The following is a 26,640-nucleotide window of genomic DNA, read 5'->3' as shown; positions in this document are numbered from 1 at the left end:
GGCTCCTAAGAGAGGTTACTGAGGTTTTCATGCGCTACGTAGTACTGCACCCATTCCTGCAAGGTGTTCAGCCGGGCGACTTCATCGAATGGGGTTTTTCTGCCAAGGGTCTGGTTGATTTGCGTGTGGGCCATGACGACGCTCAGGGACGAGGCGCCATAGGTATAAATGGAGTTTTCAGGCTGCAAGTCGCGGGTGCCCAGGATGCTGGACCAGGCTTCCAGCACCGCGGAGCCTGCAGGGTGGGGCGCAATATGAGCGGCCTGTTCGTCCGCCAGTGATTGCAGCGCGCGTTTATCCACCTTGCCATTGGCCGTCACCGGCAGTTCGAACAACCGATGGATGCGCGATGGCAGCATATAGGGGGGAAGCCGGCTGGATAGCAGGCTCAGTAACTTGCCTTCGTCGGTATCCGGCCAGCCATGCTGGAACACAATGAAGGCATGCAGGCAGCTTTCCAGAGGATTCATGGCGCGGGCCAGCACCACCGCTTGGGCGATGCCCGGTAACTGCATCAGCCCCTGTTCGACCTCGGCGAGCTCGACGCGGTAGCCGTGGATCTTGACCTGTTCGTCGATGCGGCCCTGATAGCGGAAAACCCCATGTTCGTCCTCGATCACATAGTCGCCGGTACGGTAATAGATACCTTCTGGCAGGCGCAGGAAACGCTTGCGGGTCAGTTCGACGTCCAGATAGCCGAGGGCCAGGTTTCGTCCGCCGAGGAGCAACTCGCCGGACGTGCCGGGTGTGACCTCTCGAAGGTCGGCATCGACGACTTTGGCGTAAACCTGGCTGAGCAGATGGCCAATCGGGATGACCTGCGCCTGGGCATCCTTGAGTGTGCCCAGGCTATGCCAGGTGGAAAACACGGTGTTCTCGGTCGGGCCGTAGCCGTTGATGAGGGTGATGCCTGGGTTGGCCGCCAGCAGCGCCCGGGCATGCACCGGCTTGAGTACTTCGCCACCGACGTACAGCACCCGCACTGCGGCGAGCATGTGCAGGCGGTGCTGCGCCACCAGATGAAACAGCGAGGTGGTCAACAGCAGCACGTCGCACCGGGCTTTTTGCACCGCCTCGCAAAGGGTCTCGATATTGAAAGCGGGTTTGTGCAAGGTGACGCAGGCACCTGTCAGCAAAGGGACCCAGACCTCAAACAACGCGGCGTCAAAGCCGATCGAGGAGTGATGAACATAGTTGCGCGCCAGGCCTTGAACTTGCCGCTGTACGTTCTCCACCAGGTTCAGCAGCCCATCCTGGCCAATCAGCACGCCTTTGGGGACGCCAGTGGTGCCGGAGGTGAACATCACCGTGAGCGGATCGATGTCCATTGGATACGGCCGGGTGGGCCGGCGAAAGGCTGGACCTTGGGCGCTAAGGGCGCCGCTTTCGTCAAGACGCAAGTGGGTCAGGCGTGGATCTAAATTGACTGCTTCGGGCTGGTCGAGCAGCAAAACATGGTTGCAGCCCAGTTGATCAAGCTGCGCGACGATGCGCTTGGCGGGGGTGCCGGGATCGATGGCAACATAGGCCAGCCCCAGCTTGGCGCAAGCCAGCAGCGTCACCAGATAGTCCAGGCAACGATTGGCGACCAGTGGCAGGCATGGGGTATCGGCCAGGCCCCGCGGGGTCAATTGCTCGCACAGCCCCAGTACTCGCTCATGCAACTGTTGATAGGTAATCGACGCGTCTTCAGCGACAACCGCGACCGCATCGGGCGTCACCGTGCAAATCGATTGGAACTTGCGAAACACCCGGGTCGTGGACCGATTATGTGCGTTCATCGGCTGGCCTGCGCTGTGTCGCGGGTCAGAAAACAGCTCATGGCCTGGTACAGCTGTTCATGGCCGTCGACAAAGTCGTGATGATGTCCGGCCGGGTCTTCGATCAGTTGGCAGTCAGGCAGCCACTGCGCCACGTATTTTGAAGACGCAGTGTCGGTGTAGCGATCGTTGCTGCCACACCAGACCAGGGTGGGTGTCTTGACGGCCTGGGCGGTGCTCGCCACTTCCAGGCTCGCCAAGTGGTTGAGGAAGGTCAGGTATTGGTGAAAGGCCTGTAGCTCGCGCAAAGGCCGGACCTGTTGGTAGCGGTAGTCGCTGGGGGTATAGCTGCACGCGGTGTGGATCAGGCTGACGGCTTCATACACTTGGGCCCAGTTCCCCTGCGCGATCGATTGCATCATGCGTTCGACGTCGCGTTCATACTGGCTCTTGGCAATTTCATCGCCCCTGAGAAAGTAGGCGCCGTTGAGCAATAGCAATTTGCGGCAGGCACCCTGGGTCGCGGCCAACAGCGCCAAAGGTGCGGAAGAGCAGTAACCCACCAGAGCATCCAGGCATACGCCCTCAGGCAGCGCAGTGCGCAGCTGCGTGAAAAAATCGCTGACCCCCGCGCTCGGTGTCAGTTGCGCTGTGGAGGCATAGGACAGCAGTGCGTCACTTTCCAGAATGATCACATTGAAGCGGCTGATGAAAAACAATGCGGCGTTCTTCATGTAGAAACACTGCGTGCCGACTGGCGATAACAGCAGCAAGGTCTCCCGGGCCGGATCAATTGGCAGGCTCTGTACACAGATCACCTTGCCGGCGCGCGGCAGGTTCAGGGTCAAGGGGAACAGGCTGTGCATGGCGTACCTCATCAGGCGTAATGGGCCGCCGTTGCCGGCTGCAACTGATCGATGATGGTTTGTTTGCACGGCTTGAGGAAAAACTGCTCCATGTTGATATTCGCGCCAAACGCCTCATTGACCCGGCCGATCAATTGAATGGCCGTCAAGGAGTTCGCGCCCAGGTCGAATATGTCCTCGGCATTGGCGACGGGCCTGCGGAAGAACTCTTCGAAGAGGGTGTCGAGTGCTTGTAGGTTCATGGTTCACCTGTGGTTTGGTCGGTGAAAGGGGCCGGTCGCCCGGCCCGTCGGTACGCTTCAGGCCGCTGCGCGGCTACCCTCGGCCTGGAGGAGAGTGGCGTCCAGCAAGTCCCATAACGCTTCCAGGTTATTGAGGAAATCATCGGCGCCCTGGACGATTGCCGTGCTGTTCTCGGCGCTGAGGACTGACCCTACGGCTTCGATGGCATTCTGTTCGTGCTGGCATTCGGCGCCGGTTTCACCGTAGTGCTCCAGCAGGTAGTGCATGGCCGGCTCGTCGAAGCTGGCGCGGTACAGGCCGCTGTCAATCAGGCAGGCTTTTTCTCCGGGTATCAGTTGGCGATTGGAGATGATCTCCAGGGCCAGCGCGGTGCCCAGGCTTTTGTACACATCCTGGGGCGCCGTCGATTTGCGTGCTTCAAAGGTGTGGATGGCTTTTTTGGTTTGCGGCATCAGGCCGGTGGCAAAGTCGTAACCTGGCAGTTGGCCGAGCAACTCGTCGGAGCAACGCTTGAGCATGGACTCGATATGGGCCTGGTCGGACAGGTCGTCGAACAACGCCTTGCCCGGCACTGAACGGTTGATGATATGCCCGGCCATCATCGCCAGTTCCGGGCCATGGTTTTCCTCGCTGTCGACGATTTCCTGCAGCAGATGGCTTTCGGTGGGCAGGCCGATCTGCTTCAGGCCTTCAGGCAGGTTCCAGCCCGGGCGGGTGGCATCGCAAAAGCTGCGTATATGGTGGAACAAGGCGCCGATAGCTTCGGTTCCGGGGTTGACCCGGGCCCAGTTGTGGAAGATGGGGTGGCTGTAGCAGCGATGGGTTTTGACACGGTCCACAAGGGTTTCTATACGCATGATCGATCTCCCAAGGATTGGTTACGACATAGGGTTCCTTACTGCTTTAAAGGAAGGGTGGTGCTTTAGTGACCGACAATCAGGCGACTGCCCGACAGGCCGGGTTTACTGATGGTCACGTCCATGAACCCAGCCTGTTCGAGCAGCGCTCGCCAGCCTTGCTCAGAAGGAAACCGTCGATCCATGAAGTGGGTATGTAAAAACGTGAACGCCAGCGAATAGGCGTTGTTTTGCCAAGGCGTGTCGTCGGGGATGGCGTCCGCAATCACCAGTTTGGCGCGGGGGGATGCGCCCTTGATGGCCGCCAGCAGGCGCGGCAGAACCTGGCTTTGCGTCGGGTTCAGGTCATGGAACACGAAGCCTGCGTGAATGACATCGACGTCCTTGAGCAAGGCCGGATCGTTGATAAGGCTTTCAACCGGTGCATGAATCACCTGGATCCGCTGGCTCAGGCCTTTGCCTTCAATGATTTCCCGGGCTTTCTGGCAAGCGCTGGCACTCAGGTCTATGCCAATTGCCGTGGCCTGTGGCAGTTGCTCAAGCAGGCGGATCAGCAGGCCGCAAGTGCCTGAGCCGAAATCAATGATTTTTTGCGGGTTGGCTTGCAGGATTTCCTTTTCGGCATGGGGATAAAAGTCGGTCGCCCCCATCCATTTGGACGTCCTGGCCACGTGCTCACCATTGCGTACGTAGGTGTCGATAGCACCCTGCATATCATTGGCGAACTGCACAGGGTGTTCGATCAACGGCGCGCAGGACTGCAAGGCCCACAGCAGGTAGCCGCAGTTGTTCACCGCCGCTGGCAGTTCGGCGGTGCCCTTGTAGCTTTCGGGGTCAGGGCCAGGCGCGGCCAGCCCCAGCTTGCATAGCGCGTTGAGGTAGGACACGACGAAATGGTGCTTGGCGCCGCTCAGGTCTACGACCTGTTGCGCATCGAAGGGCTCTGCTTGCAACAGCAGCTCGACAACGCCCAAACGTGCGCCCATTTCCAGGAAAATCGACTTTCCAGCCAGGTTCTGCGCCGAATCCACGGCGGTTGCTGAAATGACCTCTACCACGACTACCTCCTTGTTGTGCGGTAAGCACTCACTTTTAAGTTTTGCGGTCGAAAAAGTTTTCCAGTGCAATAGCGGCCTTTATCAAGTGCTTGCGCACCAACTCCTCGGCGCGGTCCAGATCCTGGTGGGTGGCGGCCTCGACCATCGCCAGGTGTTCGTCCTGTGACATGTGCTCACGGCCCATGGCAGACAAGTGAAAGCGCAGGTAACGATCCTCCACGGACAGTTGTTTCTCGACCAGTTGCAAGAACTTGGCATGGGGCGTCTTCCCGTAGAGGCACATGTGAAAACGCTTGTTCAGCACCCCCAGTTGGTCCATTTCCGTTTCGTCATTCATCTGCTGGATCAAGTCCCTGGCCATCTGCAGATCTTCGTGGGTCAAGTAGGGAATCGACTGCCGTATGGCGGCCGGTTCCAGTGCCAGGCGGATCGCGTAGTTATCAAGGCCATCGGCCTTCGATATCTGCGTCACGATCGCGCCTTTGTAAGGCACGAAATCCACTAGCGCCTGTGCCTCCAGTTTCTTCAGCGCTTCTCGAACCGGCATGCGACTGACGTTGAAGGTCTGCGCCAGCTCCTCTTGGCGCAACACCTCTCCGGGAGGGAGCCGGCCCTCCAGGATTGCCTGCTTCAGCACCTGTTCAATCTGCTCGCTTGCTGTTCTGTGTTGAATCTCACCCAGGTCACTAAGCCGTTTGCTTTTCAAATCTACTACTCACTACTATTCAGACGAAGCAACCAATATCCATTGGATATTGGTTTAGCATCGTATTTTCGATTGTGCAAGTTTGTTCCTGTCACGGCTCGAAAAGTCGACAAGCGAGGTGGCGGTGATGAGTGTTTCAAGCAAGCGATGGAGTGCGCGCAGTGGCCTACCCGTGGCTTGGTGGAGCCTGATCAGCACAGGAGCGAGTGCAGCGCTGATAGGGTTTATCAGTACTTTTTTTATTGTGCTGCAGGGTTTTTACAACGTAGGGGCTTCACCCAGCCAGGCGGTCAGCGCCCTGGCGGTCCTGTGTCTGTTTCAGGGAGGGCTGGGGATCGCCTACTCCTTGTTAACCCGAAAGCCGTACGCGTTTGCGTGGTCGACACCGGGGTCGGCGATCCTGCTTGGGTATAACCAGCCCCTGGTTGGGTTTGGTGAAGCAGTCGGTGCCTTTTTCATGTCCGGGGTACTGATGCTGGCGCTGGCCGTGGTACCGAACATTGCCCGCTATATTGAAAAAATACCCGCCAGCCTGTCATCGGCGATGCTGGCGGGGGTTTTGCTCTCACTGTCCACCTCGTTTGTACCGGCCTTTGAGCGCTACCCCTTGATCATGGGAGTGGTGGCCGCCCTTTGGTTGGTGCTGTTTATCTTCAAACCGTTATTCGCCTTGCCGGTGACGCTTTGCGCGCTATTTGCCTATTTCCTGCTCCAGCCACCGCTGGCACCGGTGGTGGAGGCTTCAGCCCTGACGTTTGAGTGGGTAGTACCGGTCTTCACCTTGTCCTCGTTTATCAACCTGTCCATCCCACTGTTTGTGGTCACGTTGTTTTCACAGAATATTCCCGGCTATCTGATTTTGCGTAATAACGGCTACACCAGCCATTTCCCCGGGATGCTGTTCGTCACCGGATTCGCCACCAGTTGTGCCTCCCTGTTCGGCTGCCACAATCTCAACCTGGCAGCGCTGACGGCGGCCATGTGTGCCGGGCCCTTGGCCTGCGAAGACAAGTCGCAGCGGTATATCGCCAGTTGTGCGGCGGGCATCAGTTACTGGGTCATGGCGTTCTTTGCCGCCGGGTTGGTGAGCCTGTTATCGGTCATTCCTTCGGCGGTTGTGCTGGCGCTGGCTGCACTGGCATTGTTCAGCACGCTGGCGGACGCCCTGAGGGACGCGCTCAAAAGTGATCTTTATTACCCGGCTGTCGCCACCTTGATGATCACCGTGTATTTCCCCGACTTCTTCCATGTGTCTTCTTCATTTTGGGGGGTGGCGCTGGGGTTTGTGTTCTATCTGGCCTACAGCAGGAAAAAGCGCGGCTGAAAAGCACCTGTCAACCTGCCCGCCGCCGCTGACTTAGGTTAACCTTGATCATTCGATGTGCTACGTACAGCGCCATGCCGCTACGCAGGCCCTGTTCTCATCTTTTTACGAGGTCCATATTTTGGCTCAATACGTTTTCACCATGCATCGGTTGGGCAAAGTTGTTCCACCGAAGCGGGAAATCCTGAAAAACATTTCGTTGTCCTTTTTTCCGGGCGCCAAGATCGGTGTGCTCGGCCTCAACGGTTCGGGTAAGTCCACGCTCCTGAAAATCATGGCTGGCGTCGACACCGAGTTCGAAGGCGAAGCCCGCCCGATGCCCGAACTGAACATCGGCTACCTGCCGCAAGAGCCGATCCTGGATCCGTCCAAGACTGTGCGTGAAGTGGTCGAGGAAGCCGTCAGCGTCATCAAGGACGCCCAGGCCCGCCTGGACGAGGTCTATGCCGCCTACGCCGAGCCGGATGCCGACTTCGACAAACTGGCCGCCGAACAGGCCAAGCTCGAAGCCATCCTGCAGGCCGGTGACGGTCACAACCTGGAGCGCCAGCTGGAAGTCGCCGCCGATGCGCTGCGCCTGCCGGCGTGGGACGCCAAGGTCGAGCACCTGTCCGGTGGTGAAAAGCGCCGCGTGGCCTTGTGCCGCCTGCTGCTGTCGGCCCCCGACATGCTGCTGCTCGACGAACCGACCAACCACTTGGACGCCGACTCCGTGGCCTGGCTGGAACACTTCCTCCATGACTTCCCGGGCACCGTGGTTGCGATCACGCACGACCGGTACTTCCTGGACAACGTCGCCGGCTGGATCCTGGAACTCGACCGTGGCGCGGGTATCCCTTACGAGGGCAACTACTCCGGTTGGCTGGAAGCCAAGTCCGACCGTCTGGCCGCTGAATCCAAGCAGCAGTCGGCCCATGAAAAGGCCATGAAAGACGAGCTGGAATGGGTGCGCAAAGGCGCCAAGGCCCGTCAGTCGAAATCCAAGGCCCGTCTGCAACGCTTCGAGGAAATGCAGTCCCAGGAATTCCAGAAGCGCAGCGAGACCAACGAAATCTACATCCCGGCCGGTCCGCGCCTGGGTGACAAGGTCATCGAGTTCAAGAACGTCTGCAAAGGCTATGGCGACCGCGTGCTGATCGACAACCTGTCGTTCTCCATGCCTAAAGGCGCCATCGTTGGCGTGATCGGTGGTAACGGTGCGGGTAAATCCACGCTGTTCCGCATGCTGATGGGCAAGGAGCAACCGGATTCGGGCACCATTGAAGTCGGCGAAACCGTGCAACTGGCCTGTGTCGACCAGAGCCGCGAAGACCTCGACGGCAGCAAGACCGTGTTCCAGCAGATTTCCGACGGTTCCGACCAGATCCGCATCGGCAACTATGAAATCCCGTCGCGCACCTATGTCGGCCGCTTCAACTTCAAGGGTGGCGACCAGCAGAAGTTCGTCAAGGACCTGTCCGGTGGTGAGCGTGGTCGCTTGCACCTGGCCCTGACCCTGAAAGAGGGCGGCAACGTCCTGCTGCTCGACGAACCGTCCAACGACCTCGACGTTGAAACCCTGCGTTCCCTGGAAGAAGCCCTGCTGGACTTCCCGGGCGCCGCGATTGTGATCTCTCACGATCGGTGGTTCCTTGACCGCGTGGCGACACACATCCTCGCGTACGAAGATGACTCGCAAGCTGTGTTCTTCGAAGGCAACTACACCGAGTACGAAGCCGATCGCAAGAAGCGCCTGGGCGAAGCGGCTGCCCAGCCGCATCGTGTACGGCACAAGAAACTGGCCTGAATCGGGTCGGTGGTTTGAAAAGCGGAGCCTTCGCAGACTGTGTGAAAACACAACCTGCCAATGTCAAAAACAAATGCCCCGACTTGTCGGGGCATTTGTTTTTCTAACAGGCAGAACGAAAAAAGGGCCTTTCAGCCCATCAATGCCATCAACTGATGGGCGCCCATCACCTTGATCGCTCTTTTCAGGTTATAGGCCTGCACTGCCAGTGCCATTTCGGCTCTGGCGCCTTTCAGCTGTCGCAGCAAGAACCGGCCATTGCCAAATAGCCATTGCTTGAGATTGCCGAAGGGGTGTTCGACGATGGATCGTCGGCTGACCATCATCTCGGGGTGGGCCTGCATTCGCAGCTTCATACGTTCAAAAGCGGCTTCATGAGCATGGCGTGTGAGATAACGGCGGCTCGCTTTGGTGCAGCGGCTTTTTAACGGGCAAACGCTGCAATCGGCGAGAGTCGCCTGATAAATCCGGTCGCCCTTGCTCATCTGCTTGAGCGTTAGCATCTTGCCGGCAGGGCATTGATAAGCGTCGCTTTGCTCTTCGTATTTGAAGTCCGTGCGATCGAAAAACTCAGTACCGCCACCTTGATTGTTGACTGACCGATTAGGGGGCACGAACGGCGTGATACTGGCGTCTTCACAGGCCTGAAACTGTTCGCCATTGGAGTAGCCGGCGTCGGCAGTGACGCTTAATTGCGATTGCTGTAATTGGGCTTTAGCGGCTTTTGCCATCGGCTCAAGCTGCTGCCGATCTGCGCCATCTTGAGTCACCTCATAGTGCAGAATCAGACAGTGTTCAGCGTCCACGGCGCTTTGGATGTTGTACGCCACGAACTTGCCAGAAGGCGTACGCATTTTTTGCGCATCGGACTCGCCCACAATGTGTTGAACCAGACCTTGAGCTTCCATTAGCACCTGGCAGGTCTGGTTATTGGCCTTTTTTACCTGCAACTCCCGAAGCGCCGCCTGCACCGCTGAGCGGTCAATGGACTCCCCTTCCTCGCCATGATCCGCCTCATCGAGCTGCGCCAAATAGCGTGCAATGCGCTTCTCGAGCGCCGCTTCCTGGTGTTTGAGCTTTTTCGGCGTCATGTGCTTTCGATTCGAAGCCACTGCCTGAAACTTGCTGCCATCGATGGCCACCAGCTCGCCAGCAATCAGGCCCGCGTGTCGGCAAAACTGAACAAAGGCGCGGCAGGTGGCGCTGAACGCCGCACTGTTGTCGCGGCGAAAATCAGCAATGGTTTTGAAGTCAGGGGCCAGTCGGCCCAGCAGCCACATGACTTCAACGTTGCGCTGACACTCGGCCTCGAGTCGTCGCGACGAGCGAATACGCTGGAAATAGCCGTACAAGTAGAGTTTGAGCAGATCGGCAGGATCGTATGAAGGGCGTCCCGTGGCCTTGGGTCTGGCTTTGTCGAAACCCAACTGCTCAAGGTCCAGCAGGGAAATGTAGGCCTCGATCACCCGAACCAGATGGTCATCGGGGATAAGTTCGTCCAGCGAAAGTGGAAACAGCGCGCTCTGGGAGCGGTCTTCACCTTGGATATAGCGCATAAGCAAAATGCCCGTATCTTGCGATACGGGCATTTTCTTTAACCTGCCAGCAGATTGCTAGGTTTTCACACAGTCTGCTTCGGGCTCCGTTTTTTGTGGGCGCATTTCAGGTACGCCGAGGTGACTTCATCGCAGGCAAGCCAGCTCCCACATTAGATCGAGTACCTGCGCTACAACACGATCAAATGTGGGAGCTGGCTTGCCTGCGATAGCGGTTTAACTATTGGTGCATTCCCCGAGTTTAAATCCCCGTTAGGGGGCAGAAAATTAGGGTTATTTATATCCAATGCACCATTTAAATTCACAAAAGCGACATTTTGCCCTGTCGCGGTGCGACATGAATTGATAAAGTCCTGGGCAATTCGCCATTAACGACAATAAATCTGCCGAGACTTTTCATGATCGAATCCGTCGAATCCTTCCTTGCCCGCCTCAAAAAACGCGACCCGGACCAGCCGGAATTCCACCAAGCTGTGGAAGAAGTCCTACGCAGCCTGTGGCCTTTTCTTGAAGCCAATCCCCACTACCTGACTTCGGGCATCCTCGAGCGCATCTGCGAGCCGGAACGGGCCATTACCTTCCGGGTATCGTGGGTCGATGACCAGGGCAAGGTCAAGGTCAATCGCGGTTTCCGTATCCAGATGAACAGCGCCATTGGCCCCTATAAAGGCGGCCTGCGCTTCCATCCGTCGGTCAATCTCGGGGTGCTGAAATTCCTCGCCTTTGAGCAGACCTTCAAGAACTCCCTGACCTCGCTGCCCATGGGCGGCGGCAAGGGCGGCTCGGACTTTGATCCCAAGGGCAAGAGCGACGCCGAGGTCATGCGTTTTTGCCAGTCGTTCATGAGCGAGTTGTATCGCCATATCGGCGCGGACGTGGACGTACCCGCTGGCGACATTGGCGTGGGCGCCCGGGAAATCGGCTTTCTGTTCGGCCAGTACAAGCGCCTGAGCAACCAATTCACCTCGGTGTTTACCGGTAAGGGCATGAGCTACGGCGGCAGCCTGATCCGCCCCGAGGCCACCGGTTTTGGCTGTGTGTACTTCGCTGAAGAAATGCTCAAGCGCCAGGGCCAGCGTGTCGAAGGCAAGCGCGTGGCGGTTTCTGGCTCGGGCAACGTCGCGCAGTACGCGGCGCGCAAAGTCATGGACCTGGGCGGCAAAGTAATTTCCCTGTCCGATTCCGAAGGCACCCTGTATTGCGAAAGTGGTTTGACCGAGGAGCAATGGTCGGCGTTGCTGGAGCTGAAAAACGTACAGCGCGGGCGCATCAGCGAATTGGCCTCGCGCTTCGGCCTGGAATTCCGCGCCGGCAAGACCCCGTGGGAACTGGCCTGCGATATCGCCCTGCCATGCGCGACCCAGAACGAACTGGACGCCGAAGCCGCCCACCACCTGTTGCGCAACGGTTGCATCTGCGTGGCCGAAGGCGCCAACATGCCGACCACCCTCGAGGCTGTGGATATCTTTATCGACGCCGGCATCCTGTTCGCACCGGGCAAAGCCTCCAATGCCGGCGGCGTGGCGGTGAGTGGCCTGGAAATGTCGCAAAACGCCATGCGCCTGCTGTGGACCGCCGGTGAAGTGGACAGCAAACTGCACAACATCATGCAATCGATCCACCACGCCTGTGTGCACTACGGTGAGGAAAATGGCCGGGTCAACTACGTGAAGGGCGCGAACATCGCGGGCTTTGTGAAAGTGGCCGATGCAATGCTGGCCCAGGGTATCGTCTAAGCCATAACGCTGATCCACTGTAGGCGCTGGCTTGCCATCGCTGGCAAGCCAGCGCCTACAGAGGTGTTATTGGCTGCGATAGGCCCGTGCGGCGTCGCGGTCCTTCTCTTGCTGCCAGGCGCGCTCGCGCTCGTCCCAGTGGCGCTCCCGGTAGTCCTGCTGGTCCTCGCTCTCGCGCATGGCCTTGCACTGGCGAAAGCCATCCTCCCAGCCTTCGGCGTAGGTGCGGTCCTTCACATAGCGTGGGACGTCCTTGCGAAACACCCCAGTGATCACCCCGGCCGACTGGCGCCCACTGCCGCAGCCATCCTCAAAACCGTCGGCGAAGGCCGGTGGATAACCCCTGGCCAGCAACTCCTCGTGGGTGGTTTGGCACCCTGAAAGCGCCATCACCACGCCCAGCACCACAGCGAACCGCCACATCTCATACTCCCTGGCCGTTGAGCGGCTGATAAGGGAAGTCTAGAAGGGGATTCGTCGGGGAGATGTGAAAGCTGGGTGAGCTATTTGTTTGGACGGCATATTTTTGGTGGCAAGCCCGCTTGCCCCGCGTTGGGCAGCGAAGCTGCCCCAAAACCAGGCGCCACGCAAAGTCAGATGCAACGCATGCGTCTGTGCTGGGGCCGCTGCGCAGCCCAACGCGGGACAAGCCCGCTCGCCACCGGGGGCCCGGGCCTTCAACTCGTCAGTCGTAGTACCCTACCGTTTTCTTCAGATGGTCTGAGTATTCATAAATCTCATCAATGGATGAAATGGCGTGTCGGGTTTCGTTTTTTTCCTCATCAAAAATACCGATGTACTTCTGGCTGCGGTTGAAGTGGAGTCGGCAAATGGGCTTGCGATTATTGTCGTCGAGTAAAATCCCGAAGTAGCTCTGTGTATCTCGTTGTACGATCCGTTTGGCATCGACCACTGAGCGCACGACAGCTCTTACGATGTGATAACCCTCAAGCTCTTCAAGTGTTGTCAGAACTTTTTCCTCTAACTCGTCGCGTTCAGTCGTGGTTGTATTGGCGCTGGACGAGACGGGTAGAGAGGTTATGGTCGGCTGAATAGCCCCACTCATGGCTGACTTGAGTCGATCATTGATTTGGTCGTTGAGGAATTGGCTTAAAGCCTTTCGGGTCAGTTCATAGAACTGCTCACGGACTTTCTGTGTAATTACTCCTTCGTACACCCGAGATGCGAAAACTTTGACAAAGTCATCATCGGGTTTACTGACCTGTGATGCTATGACTTTTTTGATTTGACTGACGTACTTCAGCTCACCCGCTGCATTGATGATTGAGTCGACATCAAAGGCTGACTTGGTCAGTTTGGTCAATTCTGGAACTGAGTATTCGTCAATATCCAGAAGGTCCAATTCCAGAAACGGTTTTTCATCCATTTTGTTGGGCGCATCCAGATCTGTAAAAAACTTATAGACCTGACCATTGGTGAGAATCGAGATTCTTGCACTTGTAACGTGAAAGTAGCGAAACAATTGAGATGCATGATTGAGGTTCAGTGGCTCACCGATTTTTTTGCATTCGATGAGTATTTGAACCTCGCCTTCCTTGATGATTGCGTAATCAATTTTTTCGCCCTTCTTTGTTCCGATATCGCAGACAAATTCAGGGGTTACTTCCTGCGGATCAAACACGTCGTAACCCAATACCGTGTTGATAAACGGCATTACGAACGCATTTTTTGTAGCTTCTTCTGTTTGAATAGCGGGGCCTTGCAAGCGAACCTTTGCGGCCAGGCTGGTAAGCTTTTCGAAAAATTCCATATAAGCCTCTTACCTATTCAGATCCGTGTATAGACATGGTGGCAATTTGATTGCTGTCCGATACTAGACAAAAAACTTCAAAAAGAGAATTGAGTAAGAGCAACTTTGTGGCAACTAAAGAAAAGCTAGCAGGCTCCAGGAATTTCCCTCTTATATATCAACGAGTTGGGTGCTTGGCTAAAAGTATGTTTGTGCTGGCAGCGAGAACCGTTTTCCGGATTGGATGAGTTTGCCCAAGCAATCATGCCGAAAACCCAGGTGCACAGGTGAGGTTATGGCGAGTGGGCTTGCCCTAGGGGGTTATGTCGTGGGTTGGGTGAGAGCGGCGTGTTCGGCCAATTCCTGCTGGATGAATGCGCTGATCATCGCCCGGTACACCTGTTCAGTGACGTCGGGGTTGGCCCCAAGGGTGTGCGATAGCTCGCGAACCTTGTTGATGACTTGTTCGACACGCTGGGGAGCCTTGACGCCATCGCTGTCTTTTTTGAAGCGCGCGGCCTGGGAGACGAAACTGCCGCGTTCGGCCAGCAGGGCGACGATCTGGCGGTCCAGGCGGTCGATGTTTTCCCGGACTTGTTCAAGGGTGGTGCAGGTGACGGCCATGTCGTTAGAACTCCTGGATGTCAAAATGTGGCAGCGGGCTTGTCGGCGATGGCGGTGTGTCAGCCAGCATATGTGCTAGCTGAACCTCGGTCATCGCGGCATAGGTATCTACACAACTTTCAGAAACTGACGAACTCTCCTGTGGCGAGCGGGCTTGCCCCGCGCTGGGGTGCGAAGCAGCCCCAAAACCAGCCGCTGCGGTGTATCTGGTACAACGCATTCGTCTTATTGGGGCTGCTTCGCAGCCCAGCGCGGGGCAAGCCCACACTGGAATTTCAGTGGGTTTTGCGCCGGGTCAATAGTGATACCACTTCACTTCCAGCATCACTTCGTTCACCGGCGTGGCCATGTGGCTGAACTCGCGTTGTGCGCTCAGGCGTACGCCGAGGTTACGTGACACTTCCCACTGCTGATTCAGGCTGATACTACGGCGTACTTCGCCATTGGTGAAGAAGTCGCCCTTGGCCTCCAGGCTGAGGTTGCCCAGCGGGTTTTTCCACAAGACACCAGTGTTGAAGCCGGCCGCCGGGGAGATGAATTCACTGAAGTCGTTGTTATGTTCCACGCGCACGGTGCCGAGGGCAAAGCCGAGCATGTCGTCGTGCAGTTGCCAGGTGCCGCCGGCGCCGCCATTGACGTGGCTGACCAGGGTTTCGTCGTCATGTTTGCCCGGTACTCGCTCAAGGCCGCCGGTGACTTGCCAGGACAACGGCTGCAGCAGCTCATTGCGCGGGGTCAGGGAGCGGATGGTCGCCAGGTCCAGTTGCTGCAGTTGCCAGTTGTTACCTTCGTACTGGCGCAGTTTCATCTGCAGGATTTCAATCTGCGCGCCCAGGGGGAAGCCTTCGGCGTTGTCATTGAGGTCGTGGTAAGCCATGCGCAGGCCGTATTCGCCGAAGGCCTTGTCGCCACGGGTACCGATGCCTGCTTGCCAGGTGCGCGACTCATGGCCGTTTTCCGGCAGGCCAGGGCGATCGATCTGGAGGTCGGGCGCCGGGTTCTGGTTGATCGCCCGCAGCAACTCGAAACTGCGCTGGGAGCGCTCGCTGTCGCGCTCCAGGCCGTTGGCACGGTAGCGGCCAAGGCGGTAGGCAGCGTCGATGATCAGGGCCTGGCGGTCTTTGCCCAGGCTTTTGAACGTTGGGTCTTGCAGTTTTTTCTGGTCATCGCTGATCTTCAGCACCCATTGTTGCTCGTCGCTGTCCAGGGGCTTGGCGCGCTCCAGCAATTCCCGTTCACGGGACGGGCGGTAATCGATTTTTTCCACCAGGCCGGCGTCCTTCACCGCTTTTACGGTGTCGGTAGGAATGGCAGTCAGCGGGAACTGTTCGGTCAGGCGCAGGCCTGGGCGCGCCACTTGCAGCAGTTCCAGCAGGCGGTACGAGCAGTTTTCATCGAAGAAGAAGTAGTCGAACTGGATCTGCTTGAGCTCCCACACGTGCTCGACCATGCGCTCGGTTTCGACCTGGGTCAGGTTCAGGCGGTATTCCCACAGGTCGCGGTTCTCCAGGCTACGGTATTCCGAGAGTTTTTCCTGGTAGGGCACCAGGGCAAACAGCCCTGGGTAACCGCCCATCAGGCCTTTCCAGGCGTAGAGGATGCTGTTGTCCGAGCCTTCAATGTAGGCGCCGAAATTGATCGCGTAGCTGAGCAGGGCAGTCTTGTTGCTTTGTACGTCGGCCTGGTCGATGCGCAGCAAGGTATGGCCGAACATCGAGGACGGGCTGTTGAGATAGGCCGCCGGGAAGATCATCACCGCGCTGTGGGGCGCGACGTCCTTGAACCATTGCTTGAACTCGGCGCAGTCCACGGCCGGCAGGTCGCTCAGCTGCAACTGGTCTTTGAGCCAGCGGGTGCGGGCCGGGTACACGCATTGGGTGTGTTTTTCGCCAAGGCTGGCCGGGGCGTACAGCGCCTCTACAGTGGCCTTGAGCTCGGCGTCCGGGTGATGGGCACCGTCTTTGGCGATGAAGAATTTCTGGTCGCTGACATAGCTGCGCCAACCGCTGATCTTGCCGGCTTCATAGTGCCCCAGCGAAAGCCAGAACGGATCATTGGCCAGTTGCTGCAAACGTTGATCATCAAGATGCGGCGCCGCAGATAGCGGGGCGCAGGCGAAGAGTGCCAGGTAGGCAAGGCGTTTGAGCATAGGGGCAACTTAAGTCGGAATAAATAAAGACCCAAAGCGGGCAGGTCCAAAAAACAAAACCCGCGCCGGATAAGGGCGCGGGCAGGTCGAGCTTAAGCCTGGGTGGCGTATTTCGCCAGGCGGGCATCGCCTTTGAGAACAGCGATGGTGTTGGAGTGCACGTCTTCTGCGGTTACGTCAGCCTTGCTGAAGATCTGCTGGAAGTGTTCGTGAGTCACTGCTGCGAAGTGATCACGATCCTCTGGAGCAACGCCCAGGACCACGGCATAGGTGGTCAGCGCTTCGCCATTGCCTTTGGCCATGTCTTCGGACAGCTCGTTCATCATGCCATTCATGGCAATCCACGATTTGCCGCCGTAAGTCAGCGCGCTGTTGGTGCTGCAACCGTTGGTGCCCGAGGTCATGCCGAACGTGGCGTTACCGGAGGTGCCGTTGGTGGTGGAGGCCAGAAAGTGGGCCGGCGTGCCGCGCTGGCCTTCGAACAGCATGTTGCCCCAACCGCAGTTCGGGCCACCTGGCGCTTCGGCCATTGCATTGAGGGAGACAACGGTGAAGAGAGTACCGAGAAGGATCCGTTTCATAGCTTTGTTCTCTTAGTGTGCAAACCAATGGACAAGGGTTCAGGCGCCTCATGGCGCCCTAGGGGCCAGTTATTAGTCCAACCCGCGCAGTTTGGAGTTTAGGCATGTTCCAAGGGTTCCGTGGTTTTTTGTAAAACAATCAATGCAGACCGGTTTTTTTGCACGCCGCATCCCGTGTCTATGCTTTACCTCAGTCGTGCCTTGCCAGCCAGCTACGCACGGCGCCAGAATGCCGCCATTGCCCCGCCTGATGTAAGGAAGCCCGATGCCTGATCCTGTTGCTGCCAGCTTGCGTCTAGCGCCCGAAGCGCTGACTCGTCCTTTCTCCGCTGAACAGTTCAGCTTCTCGACCACCAATGACTTGGAGCCCTTTCGCGGTGTGCTTGGCCAGGAACGCGCGGTTGAAGCGTTGCAGTTCGGTGTGGCGATGCCACGCCCCGGTTACAACGTGTTTGTCATGGGTGAGCACGGTACCGGGCGCTTTTCGTTCGTCAAACGCTACCTCAAGGCCGAAGGCAAGCGCCTGCAGACCCCGGCAGACTGGGTCTATGTCAATAATTTCGACGAGCCCCGCGAGCCCCGCGCCCTGGAATTGCCTGCAGGCGGCGCGGCCCCGTTCATTGCCGATATCAGTGGCCTGATCGACAACCTGGTCGCCACGTTCCCGGCGGTGTTCGAGCACCCGACGTATCAGCAGCGCAAAAGCGCCATCGACCGCGCCTTCAACCAGCGCTACGACCGTGCGTTGGACGTGATCGAGCGCCTAGCCCTGGAAAAGGACGTGGCGCTGTACCGTGACAGCACCAACATCGCCTTTACCCCGATGCTCGATGGCAAGGCCCTGGACGAGGCCGAGTTCTCGCAACTGCCGGAAGCCGATCGTGAGCGCTTCCACACGGATATTTCCGAGCTCGAAGAACGCCTCAACGAAGAACTCGCCAGCCTGCCGCAGTGGAAGCGCGAGTCCAACAACCAGATGCGCCAGTTCAACGAAGAGACCATCACCCTGGCCTTGCAGCCACTGCTGGCGCCGTTGTCGGAGAAGTACGCCGAGAACGCCGGCGTCTGCGGCTACCTGCAGGCGATGCAGGTCTATCTGCTCAAGACCGTGGTCGAGTTGTTGGTGGATGACGCGAAAACCGACGCCCAGGCGCGCAAGCTGCTCGAAGAGCAGTACTGCCCGAGCCTGGTAGTGGGCCATGCGCTCAATGGCGGCGCACCCGTGGTGTTCGAGCCGCACCCGACCTACGACAACCTGTTCGGCCGGATCGAGTACAGCACCGACCAGGGCGCGCTCTACACCACCTATCGGCAATTGCGCCCGGGGGCGCTGCACCGCGCCAACGGCGGCTTCCTGATCCTGGAAGCCGAGAAAATGCTCAGCGAGCCGTTTGTCTGGGACGCGCTCAAGCGGGCCCTGCAATCACGCAAGCTGAAGATGGAATCGCCACTGGGCGAGTTGGGCCGCCTGGCCACCGTGACCCTCAACCCGCAAGTGATTCCATTGCAGGTGAAGGTCATCATCATTGGCGCCCGTTCGCTGTACTACACGTTGCAAGACCTGGATCCGGACTTCCAGGAGATGTTCCGGGTACTGGTGGATTTCGATGAAGATATCCCGATGGTCGATGAGAGCCTGGAGCAATTTGCCCAATTGCTGAAAACCCGCACCTCGGAAGAAGGCATGGCACCGCTGACCTCGGATGCCGTGGCGCGGCTGGCGACCTACAGCGCTCGCTTGGCGGAGCACCAGGCACGCTTGTCGGCCCGGATTGGCGACCTGTTCCAACTGGTCAGCGAGGCGGACTTCATCCGCCACTTGGCAGGCGACGAACGCACTGACGCCGGGCATATCGAACGTGCCCTGAAAGCCAAGGCCACGCGCACCGGGCGGGTCTCTGCGCGGATTCTCGACGACATGCTCGCCGGGGTCATCCTCATCGACACGGCTGGCGCCGCGGTGGGTAAATGCAACGGGCTGACTGTGCTCGAGGTCGGTGATTCGGCGTTTGGCGTGCCGGCGCGGATTTCCGCCACGGTGTACCCGGGCGGTAGCGGCATTGTCGACATCGAGCGCGAGGTCAACCTTGGGCAACCGATCCACTCCAAGGGTGTGATGATCCTCACCGGTTACCTGGGCAGCCGTTATGCCCAGGAATTCCCCCTGGCGATCTCCGCGAGCATTGCCCTGGAGCAGTCCTACGGTTACGTCGACGGCGACAGTGCCTCGTTGGGCGAGGCCTGCACGTTGATTTCGGCGCTGTCGAAGACGCCGCTCAAGCAGTGCTTTGCCATCACCGGCTCGATCAACCAGTTCGGCGAAGTGCAGGCGGTGGGCGGGGTCAACGAGAAGATCGAAGGCTTCTTCCGTCTGTGCGAGGCTCGTGGCTTGACGGGCGAGCAGGGCGCGATCATTCCCCAGGCCAACGTCGCGACGTTGATGCTCGATGAGAAGGTCTTGCAGGCCGTGCGGGCAGGGCAGTTCCATGTGTATGCCGTGCGCCAGGCCGACGAGGCGTTGAGCCTGTTGGTGGGCGAACCTGCGGGTGAGCCGGATGCAGAAGGGCAATTCCCCGAGGGTAGCGTCAACGCCCGCGTGGTTGAGCGTCTGCGGGCGATTGCCGAGATGATCAGCGAGGAAGACCTCAAAGAGGCGGAAAAGGAACTGGCGCAGCAGGCGTTGGCTGAGGCCAAGCCAACCTGATGTATCCGTTGTAGGAGCCGGCTTGCCGGCGATGGCGGTCTGTCAGGTATTGATAGGCCAGCAGCTTTGGCGCTATCGCCGGCAAGTCGGCTCCTACAGGGGGTGCCATATTTTTGGCTCAATTGTATGGGGCCAACCACCGTTGGTCCCTACAACCTTGGTTTGTACCGGTTTTCTTCTATTCTCAGCTCAAGGGATATCTACAGGAGTCATGGGATAGAGACAGCCTTGCACTTGGAGGCTGAACACCGGATCTACCGAGGGTCGCCGCCATGCCGCGCAGCCTTTGCCTCACCCGCCAGTGCCTGGGCCTGGTTACCCGAATTGAATGTTCCATTCGTCCTCTTGCGGGGGACGCAGGGATGTGGACGTTGCTGTTTGCCGCCGGAATGACCGGTGAGCAGCCCTCGACCATCAAGTCCCAAGGGCCGTTCCACGGGCCGTTCGTCGCGGAAAACATTCTTGAATCCATCGTGCAAAGCCTGACCCTGCACGGCTACGAACTGGCCGACGACCCGCAGATATGGTGCATTCACCTGCAAGCCCATCTGCGCCAGCTCAACGGCGGCCGGCCCCACGCCCTGCACCTGTAACCCGCAACCCCTGTAGGGGCCGGCTTGCCGGCTCCTACAAATTATTTGGTCTCGGGTTTGTCCAGCTTGACCTCAAAGCCGTACTGCACCGTGTTCAACGCCGTGCGTTGGTAGGTTTCAAGCTCGGTCGGCCGGCCATAAAAGTAATGCACATCAAACAGTGCCGTGCCGTATTCCTGGGCGCGATGGCTGACGCCGAGGATTTCCTTCAAATAGTTGCCGCTGGCGTCCTTGGCAAAGAACCGCCAGCTGTCGGAAGGAAAAAGCGCCTGGTCGACAATCAGCGCGTTGTCCTGGAGCGACAGGCCCTTGGGCAATTGTGCCGTGCTGACGGTGCTTTTTTCGATGGTGGCGAGGAACAGTGGGATCGATCCCACGGCAAACCCTGGGTTTTCCGGGAATAAATTCAGATCGTAGGTGATCGTGCCGCGCCATGGGTCGACCTCAAAGGCCTCGGTGGGCAACTCGATGGGCTCGCCGCGCTTGCCTTCATCGTTCGCCGTAAAGAACGTCAGCGGTGCATCGCTGCTGGTGCGTGTCGAGCCGATCAGATCGTCATTGAACGTGAAAGGATGGTCAAAGGCGATGTGGGCGGCGCTGGCGTCCTCCACTGACTGGCTGATGGTGATGCTGCTTTTCAACTGGTCTTCGGTGAGGCTGGCGCTTTGCAGCCAGTCTGCGGCCTGGTCGTCATACACCGTGACCGGCATGGGCAGGGCCTGCACGGTTTTTTCCAGGCTGTTTTTGTCGAAGCGCCGGATCGGCAGCTCAAGGTCCTTGCGGGTGACAGTTGCTTCGGAAAAGTCCAGTACGCTGACCTGCAGGTTATCGATCTGCCCATTGAAGTAGACCTTGGCGTAGTGGCTGGCCTGCTTTTGTTCAAAGGCTTTCTGCTCGTCCCCCAGCTGTTTCTCAAAGGCGTCGGACCAGGTTTTCTGCTTGCGCATCTGCGCCAGTTGCTGCTCGTAGAACGCCACCTGGGCGGCGCTCTCGTTGATTGAGCCGGAGCGGGAAAGAAACTGCCCCGTAGTGTCGCGGGCCTGGACCAGCAGCGGGTTGGGCGACTCATCCGCTACTTGCGGCGCCAGGGGCGCGGTGTTGGTCAGTTCGATCTCGGCGTAGTTGTTTTCCAGGGCCAGCAGGGTAACGGTGAGGTTTTCCTCGCTGCGTTTCTGGCCCACGTCTTTGCGAGTCAGGTCGAAGGTCAGGACTTTACGCGGTGCGATGACCTCGACCTGGCCCTTGAGTGTGATGGGTTGGGGCTGGCTCTTGTTGTCCGTCTCGATGCCTTCGATGAACGGATAGGTGACGGTCAGGTCGTCCGGGTTGGTCAGGTTGGAGCTGCTGGGGCTCAGTTGAATGCCGGGGTCGGTTTCCGACCATTCCGGCTGGAATGGGATGACCTTGTTGTTGCTCAAGGTCACCGATTGCCATTCCAGGCCATGGGGGAAGGGGAATTGGTCCGGCATATTGACGCTGAACGGGAACACCGGTTGCAGATCGGTCAGGTAGTCCGAGTGCGAGTTCTTGCGCAGGACGAATAGCCCGTTGATGTAGGTATCCACCAGTGCTTGTGGCGTCGGGTAGTGCGCAAGCGCGGCTAGGGTGTTTTCCCCGTACTCGGTCTCGACGGGTTTGGTGTCGAGCTTGATGCGCGCACGCTCCAGCAGCAGTAGCGAACCGCCCAGTTCGGCTACGGCCTCCTTGAGGCGTGGGTCCTGGATGGCGTCCAGGGATTGCTCGAACTGAGCGGTTTTTTCTTCGAGACTGGCTTGCTTGGGCTCGTCGCTGGGGGAGCAGCCGCTGGCCGCCAGCAATGCCACACACAGGCCAAGACTGGCCAAGGGAGATCGCACATCCATTATTTGAGATTCCTGTCCGGCAGCATCGAGCCACTTTGATGAGGCCGACACTAGCAGAAAAATTGTCTTACAGAAGCGCTACAGGTCAGTTTCCGGGTGGTTATGGCGCGATGTACGTGGCTGATATACTCGCCGCCATTTCTAGCCACGCTGTGTGAGATTCCATGGAACGCTTTATCGAAAATGCAATGTACGCCTCCCGCTGGCTGCTGGCGCCGATCTATTTCGGCTTGTCCCTCGGGCTGCTGGCGTTGGCGCTGAAATTCTTCCAGGAAGTGATCCACCTGCTGCCCAATGTCTTTGCGATGGCCGAGTCGGAGCTGATCCTGGTGCTGCTGTCGCTGATCGACATGGCCCTGGTGGGTGGGTTGCTGGTGATGGTGATGATTTCCGGCTACGAGAACTTCGTCTCGCAATTGGATATCGACGACAACAAGGAAAAGCTCAACTGGCTGGGCACCATGGACTCTTCGTCGCTGAAGATGAAAGTGGCGGCGTCCATCGTGGCGATTTCCTCGATCCACCTGCTGCGTATCTTCATGGATGCCAAGAATGTCGATCCACAGCACCTGATGTGGTACGTGATCATTCACATGACCTTCGTGATCTCGGCGTTTGCCATGGGTTACCTGGATAAAGTCACCAAGCATTGATCCAGGCCCGGCGCCTTTTGGCCCGGGATTTTGGGCTCATCAAGCGTAGGGCGAGTGTGCTAGTCTGCTCGCCCTTTTAGTTTGGATAGCACGCAGAAACTGCGCTTTTGCAGGCCTTTGCGGTTGTCCTACAGCGGAGCCTTTCCATGTCCGAAGTTAATCTGTCCACCGACGAAACCCGCGTCAGCTACGGTATTGGCCGTCAGTTGGGCGACCAACTGCGCGACAACCCGCCACCTGGCGTGAGCCTGGACGCGATCCTGGCTGGCCTGACCGACGCGTTCGGCGGCAAGCCAAGCCGTGTTGACCAAGAGCAAATGGCTGCCAGCTTCAAGGTGATCCGCGACATCATGCAAGCCGAAGCCGCAGCCAAGGCTGAAGCCGCCGCAGGCGCTGGCCTGGCATTCCTGGCTGAAAACGCCAAGCGTGAAGGCATCACCACCCTGGCTTCCGGCCTGCAGTTTGAAGTGCTGACCGCCGGTGAAGGCGCCAAGCCGACCCGTGAAGACCAGGTGCGTACCCACTACCATGGCACCCTGATCGACGGCACTGTGTTCGACAGCTCCTACGAGCGTGGCCAGCCGGCAGAATTCCCGGTGGGTGGCGTGATCGCTGGCTGGACTGAAGCCCTGCAACTGATGAATGCCGGTAGCAAATGGCGCCTGTACGTGCCGAGCGAACTGGCTTACGGCGCACAAGGCGTTGGCAGCATCCCGCCGCACAGCGTTCTGGTATTCGACGTCGAGCTGCTCGACGTTCTGTAAGACCTGCTGATGGTTGCGCCTGGCTCTGTGTAGGCGCTGGCTTGCCTGCGATGCAGACGACTCGGTCTTGAGCTACACCGAGGTGATGCTATCGCAGGCAAGCCAGCTCCCACATGAGCCCGGTGCAATCAGGGCTTTTCGGGTTGCTCATGGGTGAAACTTGCCATGCAGCTCTGTCACCGGGCGCAATGCTCGGGCATAGCAGAACAGAAACAGATTCCTCACTACCTCCTTCAGCACCCCAGGTTCACTGGAACTCAGACCGTTGACGTCCAGGTCGCCCTGGTCCTGCAATTCATTCAGCGCTTCTTCTTCGAGCACCGCACACACTTCGCCGGTTTCCCGATGAAGGATCCGCAGGTAAGGGTGCGGACGGTCCAGCCAGGCATCAATCAAATAAGTCATGGTTCGCATCTCCTTGAAAGGTTTCAATGAGAATAATTCTTATTCGTAGAATAGCAAGTCCCTATTGGCAATTTCCTGATTTTTCTGTGTGGGCATTGTGCAAGGTCAAAAGGGATGGCTTTTTGCTACTTGGAGGGAGGTGAAGCGGGGAGGGTGAGACGCCATCCCGCGGCGGGCGCGGGATGGGCAGGCAGGTCAGACCTTGCGGACGAACTCGGACTTGAGCTTCATCGGGCCGATACCGTCGATCTTGCAGTCGATATCGTGGTCGCCATCGCACAGGCGGATGTTCTTGACCTTGGTGCCGACCTTGACCACCAGCGAGGTGCCCTTGACCTTGAGGTCTTTGATCACGGTGATGGTGTCACCGTCTTGCAGGACGTTACCCACGGAGTCTTTCTTCACGGCTTCATCATTGGCTGCTTCGGCTTCACCACCGACGGACCACTCGTGGGCGCATTCCGGGCAGATCAGCTGGGCGCCGTCTTCATAGGTGTATTCGGAATTGCATTTTGGGCAGGGTGGCAACGTGCTCACTAAAGCTCCTTGAAAGTCAGGATGGCTAAAAGTCGCACATTATATAGGGTTTTGCTGGGGCGGGGGCGCTGCGGTCTAAATGTGGGAGCTGGCTTGCCTGCGATGCAGGCACCTCGGTCTATCAGCGGTACCGAGGTGATGCTATTGCAGGCAAGCCAGCTCCCACAGAGCGTTAGTGAGTACGGGCTACCGCAAACTCACTCAGCTCCTCCAGGGCGTCCCGGTATTCGCTGGCGGGGAGGGCTTCCAGGCACTTGATGGCACGGGCCACGTAGTCGCGCGCTAGTTGTGCGGTGTACTCCAGAGAGCCCGAGGCTTCCACGGCTGCGCGGATGCTTTCCAGGTCCTCGATGCCGCCTTTCTGGATCGCCTTGCGCACCAGTGCCGCCTGTTCCGGCGTGCCTTCGCGCATGGTGTAGATCAGCGGCAGGGTCGGCTTGCCTTCGGCCAGGTCGTCACCGACGTTCTTGCCCAGGGTTTCAGCGTCGCCGCGATAGTCGAGCAGGTCGTCCACCAGTTGGAAGGCCACGCCCAGGTGGTCACCAAAGGTGCGCAGGGCTTCGGCCTGTTCGGCAGTCGCCTGGCACAGGGCGGCGGCGCTGTGGGTCGAGGCTTCGAAGAGCATCGCGGTCTTGCCGCGAATCACTTCCATGTAGGTTTCTTCGGTGGTGCTCGCGTCACGCACTTTGGACAGTTGCAGCACTTCGCCTTCAGCGATGATGCGCGTGGCCTGGGACAGGATTTTCATCACCGGCATCGAGCCCAGTTCGACCATCATTTCGAACGAGCGTGAATACAGGAAGTCGCCCACCAACACGCTGGGCGCATTGCCCCACATGGCGTTGGCGGTCTCGCGACCACGGCGCATGCCGGACATGTCGACCACGTCGTCGTGCAGCAGGGTGGCGGTGTGCAGGAACTCGATAGTAGCGGCCAGCAGGCGCAGGTCATCGCCTTCGCGGCCCAGGGCCTTGCCACACAGCAACACTAATAAAGGACGCAGGCGTTTACCGCCGGCCGACGTAATATAGTCGCCAATTTTGGAGACCAGCGGCACTTTAGAAGTCAGTTGCTTCTTGATGATGTCGTCGACGGCGCTAAAATCGTCCGCCACCGCGCGGTAGAAAGCTTGGGGTTGCATCAGCGACAGTCGCTCCAGAAGGGTTGCGCGGCATGCTAGGACCCGCGCCCCCGGGTGTCAAGGCGCGTCCAGTCACCGTGAAAGCTACTGCGCTCGGTAATCCTGCGTCAAAAACAGGCTCGGAATGCTCATTTACAACCAGTAAACTCCGCTTCCTCGCCTGTTTTTTCCTTGTCTTCCCTTCGCTCGCTACGCTTTCACGGCGACTGGCGGCTACTTGCAAGCCTTCCACAGCTTGCGTACAATCGCGCACCCTGAACTTCCTGGGCAGCACCTGCCTTACGCAATTGCATTCGGGACGTCCATCCCATGCAGCCATGCCAGCCAATACCTCTTCTTATAAAGCGCTGGGTGAGCAGGATTATCGGAGAAATACCATGTCGTACGCAGTAATTGTTACTGGTGGCAAGCAATACAAGGTCGCCCCAGGTGAATACCTGAAGATCGAAAAACTGGAAATCGCTACCGGCGAATCCGTTACTTTTGATCGCGTTCTGTTGGTCGCCAATGGCGATGACGTGAACATCGGCGCTCCAGTTGTTGCTGGCGCTACCGTTGTGGCTGAAGTGATCTCCCAAGGTCGTCACGATAAAGTCCGCATCATCAAGTTCCGTCGTCGTAAGCACCACATGAAGCGTATGGGCCACCGCCAGTGGTACACCGAGATCAAAATCACCGGTATTCAGGCTTAATTTCAGCCTAATTCCTCACTAGGAGAATTGACTCATGGCACACAAAAAAGCTGGTGGTAGTACCCGTAACGGTCGCGACTCAGAAGCCAAACGCCTTGGCGTTAAGATGTATGGCGGCCAGAAAATCATTCCGGGCAACATCATCGTGCGTCAGCGCGGCACCCAATTCCACGCCGGTTACGGTGTAGGCATGGGTAAAGATCACACCCTCTTCGCGAAAATCGAAGGCGTGATCAAGTTTGAAGTAAAAGGCGCGTTCAACCGCCGTTACGTGAGCGTTGTCTCGGCTTAAT

The 26,640-nt window shown here is 58.3% G+C and carries 25 protein-coding genes; 9 read left to right on the top strand and 16 right to left on the bottom strand.

Annotated elements, in window-relative coordinates:
* Nucleotides 1–5: 5 nt before the first annotated feature.
* The 6 genes from C5F71_RS08290 to C5F71_RS08265 all read right to left on the bottom strand — a co-directional run bounded on the left by C5F71_RS08290 (nt 6) and on the right by C5F71_RS08265 (nt 5,421).
* Nucleotides 6–1,781, bottom strand: a complete 1,776-nt coding sequence (locus C5F71_RS08290) for a non-ribosomal peptide synthetase (RefSeq protein WP_104910945.1) — start codon at nt 1,779–1,781, stop codon at nt 6–8.
* Nucleotides 1,778–2,626 (bottom strand): alpha/beta fold hydrolase, encoded by an 849-nt coding sequence (locus C5F71_RS08285; RefSeq protein WP_104910944.1) that lies wholly within the window; start codon nt 2,624–2,626, stop codon nt 1,778–1,780. Before C5F71_RS08285 ends, C5F71_RS08290 begins: the two co-directional genes overlap by 4 nt.
* An 11-nt stretch (nt 2,627–2,637) precedes the next feature.
* Nucleotides 2,638–2,868 carry an acyl carrier protein gene (locus C5F71_RS08280; protein ID WP_029292099.1) on the bottom strand — a complete coding sequence of 77 codons (231 nt, stop codon included), beginning with the start codon at nt 2,866–2,868 and terminating at the stop codon, nt 2,638–2,640.
* Nucleotides 2,869–2,925: 57 nt separating this feature from the next.
* Complete coding sequence (locus tag C5F71_RS08275; RefSeq protein WP_070994153.1) at nt 2,926–3,726, bottom strand: hypothetical protein; 801 nt, start codon at nt 3,724–3,726, stop codon at nt 2,926–2,928.
* A gap of 65 nt (nt 3,727–3,791) precedes the next feature.
* A complete protein-coding gene (locus C5F71_RS08270) occupies nt 3,792–4,784 on the bottom strand; it encodes a trans-aconitate 2-methyltransferase (RefSeq protein ID WP_029292095.1) in 993 nt (330 codons plus the stop codon).
* A gap of 34 nt (nt 4,785–4,818) precedes the next feature.
* A complete protein-coding gene (locus tag C5F71_RS08265) occupies nt 4,819–5,421 on the bottom strand; it encodes a GntR family transcriptional regulator (protein WP_235860932.1) in 603 nt (200 codons plus the stop codon).
* A gap of 196 nt (nt 5,422–5,617) precedes the next feature.
* On the opposite strand from C5F71_RS08265, the gene C5F71_RS08260 reads away from it, so the two are divergent.
* Together C5F71_RS08260 and ettA are read left to right on the top strand one after the other, a co-directional pair.
* A complete protein-coding gene (locus tag C5F71_RS08260; RefSeq protein ID WP_104910943.1) occupies nt 5,618–6,814 on the top strand; it encodes a benzoate/H(+) symporter BenE family transporter in 1,197 nt (398 codons plus the stop codon).
* Between the two features lie 121 nt (nt 6,815–6,935).
* Nucleotides 6,936–8,600: an energy-dependent translational throttle protein EttA gene (gene ettA, locus C5F71_RS08255; protein WP_029292090.1), complete on the top strand. Its 1,665-nt coding sequence runs from the start codon at nt 6,936–6,938 to the stop codon at nt 8,598–8,600.
* 131 nt (nt 8,601–8,731) lie between these two features.
* On the opposite strand, the gene C5F71_RS08250 is transcribed toward ettA, so the two are convergent.
* Complete coding sequence (locus C5F71_RS08250; RefSeq protein ID WP_177410425.1) at nt 8,732–10,156, bottom strand: IS1182 family transposase; 1,425 nt, start codon at nt 10,154–10,156, stop codon at nt 8,732–8,734.
* Nucleotides 10,157–10,554: 398 nt separating this feature from the next.
* Between C5F71_RS08250 and gdhA the strand changes: the two genes are divergently transcribed.
* On the top strand, nt 10,555–11,892 hold the full coding sequence (gene gdhA / locus C5F71_RS08245; protein ID WP_104910942.1) for an NADP-specific glutamate dehydrogenase: 1,338 nt from the start codon (nt 10,555–10,557) through the stop codon (nt 11,890–11,892).
* 66 nt (nt 11,893–11,958) lie between these two features.
* Here the strand turns inward: gdhA and C5F71_RS08240 are convergent, their stop codons facing one another.
* The 5 genes from C5F71_RS08240 to C5F71_RS08220 all read right to left on the bottom strand — a co-directional run bounded on the left by C5F71_RS08240 (nt 11,959) and on the right by C5F71_RS08220 (nt 16,996).
* Complete coding sequence (locus tag C5F71_RS08240; RefSeq protein WP_104910941.1) at nt 11,959–12,315, bottom strand: hypothetical protein; 357 nt, start codon at nt 12,313–12,315, stop codon at nt 11,959–11,961.
* Between the two features lie 262 nt (nt 12,316–12,577).
* Entirely contained in the window at nt 12,578–13,663 is a 1,086-nt protein-coding gene (locus C5F71_RS08235) for a type I restriction endonuclease (RefSeq protein WP_104910940.1), read from the bottom strand.
* A gap of 300 nt (nt 13,664–13,963) precedes the next feature.
* Entirely contained in the window at nt 13,964–14,266 is a 303-nt protein-coding gene (locus tag C5F71_RS08230; protein ID WP_092230514.1) for a chorismate mutase, read from the bottom strand.
* Nucleotides 14,267–14,561: 295 nt separating this feature from the next.
* Nucleotides 14,562–16,415, bottom strand: a complete 1,854-nt coding sequence (locus C5F71_RS08225; RefSeq protein ID WP_029292082.1) for a DUF4105 domain-containing protein — start codon at nt 16,413–16,415, stop codon at nt 14,562–14,564.
* Between the two features lie 92 nt (nt 16,416–16,507).
* Nucleotides 16,508–16,996, bottom strand: a complete 489-nt coding sequence (locus C5F71_RS08220; protein ID WP_029292080.1) for a DUF3015 domain-containing protein — start codon at nt 16,994–16,996, stop codon at nt 16,508–16,510.
* Between the two features lie 265 nt (nt 16,997–17,261).
* Between C5F71_RS08220 and C5F71_RS08215 the strand changes: the two genes are divergently transcribed.
* Nucleotides 17,262–19,700, top strand: a complete 2,439-nt coding sequence (locus tag C5F71_RS08215; RefSeq protein ID WP_104910939.1) for a Lon protease family protein — start codon at nt 17,262–17,264, stop codon at nt 19,698–19,700.
* Between the two features lie 272 nt (nt 19,701–19,972).
* A complete protein-coding gene (locus tag C5F71_RS08210; protein ID WP_029292076.1) occupies nt 19,973–20,293 on the top strand; it encodes a hypothetical protein in 321 nt (106 codons plus the stop codon).
* A gap of 41 nt (nt 20,294–20,334) precedes the next feature.
* Here C5F71_RS08210 and C5F71_RS08205 read toward each other — a convergent pair whose 3' ends face one another.
* Nucleotides 20,335–22,155 (bottom strand): hypothetical protein, encoded by a 1,821-nt coding sequence (locus C5F71_RS08205; protein ID WP_104910938.1) that lies wholly within the window; start codon nt 22,153–22,155, stop codon nt 20,335–20,337.
* 164 nt (nt 22,156–22,319) lie between these two features.
* On the opposite strand from C5F71_RS08205, the gene C5F71_RS08200 reads away from it, so the two are divergent.
* On the top strand, nt 22,320–22,808 hold the full coding sequence (locus tag C5F71_RS08200; protein WP_029292073.1) for a TIGR00645 family protein: 489 nt from the start codon (nt 22,320–22,322) through the stop codon (nt 22,806–22,808).
* A 146-nt stretch (nt 22,809–22,954) separates the two neighbouring features.
* Nucleotides 22,955–23,572 carry an FKBP-type peptidyl-prolyl cis-trans isomerase gene (locus C5F71_RS08195; RefSeq protein ID WP_029292071.1) on the top strand — a complete coding sequence of 206 codons (618 nt, stop codon included), beginning with the start codon at nt 22,955–22,957 and terminating at the stop codon, nt 23,570–23,572.
* 147 nt (nt 23,573–23,719) lie between these two features.
* Here the strand turns inward: C5F71_RS08195 and C5F71_RS08190 are convergent, their stop codons facing one another.
* From C5F71_RS08190 to C5F71_RS08175, 3 genes are all read right to left on the bottom strand, one after another.
* Nucleotides 23,720–23,977 carry a hypothetical protein gene (locus tag C5F71_RS08190; protein WP_029292069.1) on the bottom strand — a complete coding sequence of 86 codons (258 nt, stop codon included), beginning with the start codon at nt 23,975–23,977 and terminating at the stop codon, nt 23,720–23,722.
* A gap of 195 nt (nt 23,978–24,172) precedes the next feature.
* Complete coding sequence (locus tag C5F71_RS08185; protein WP_029292067.1) at nt 24,173–24,514, bottom strand: zinc ribbon domain-containing protein YjdM; 342 nt, start codon at nt 24,512–24,514, stop codon at nt 24,173–24,175.
* Nucleotides 24,515–24,686: 172 nt separating this feature from the next.
* Nucleotides 24,687–25,655 carry a polyprenyl synthetase family protein gene (locus C5F71_RS08175; RefSeq protein WP_104910936.1) on the bottom strand — a complete coding sequence of 323 codons (969 nt, stop codon included), beginning with the start codon at nt 25,653–25,655 and terminating at the stop codon, nt 24,687–24,689.
* A 377-nt stretch (nt 25,656–26,032) separates the two neighbouring features.
* On the opposite strand from C5F71_RS08175, the gene rplU reads away from it, so the two are divergent.
* Nucleotides 26,033–26,347, top strand: coding sequence for a 50S ribosomal protein L21 (gene rplU, locus C5F71_RS08170; protein ID WP_003176051.1), 315 nt, complete (start codon nt 26,033–26,035; stop codon nt 26,345–26,347).
* Nucleotides 26,348–26,381: 34 nt separating this feature from the next.
* Entirely contained in the window at nt 26,382–26,639 is a 258-nt protein-coding gene (gene rpmA / locus C5F71_RS08165) for a 50S ribosomal protein L27 (RefSeq protein ID WP_029292052.1), read from the top strand.
* Nucleotide 26,640: the final 1 nt, after the last annotated feature.

The sequence above is a fragment of the Pseudomonas sp. LG1D9 genome, assembly GCF_002949995.1.
Taxonomy (GTDB): domain Bacteria; phylum Pseudomonadota; class Gammaproteobacteria; order Pseudomonadales; family Pseudomonadaceae; genus Aquipseudomonas; species Aquipseudomonas proteolytica.
The sequence above is the reverse complement of the archived record's forward strand: the minus strand, read 5'-3'. Positions and strand labels throughout refer to the sequence as shown.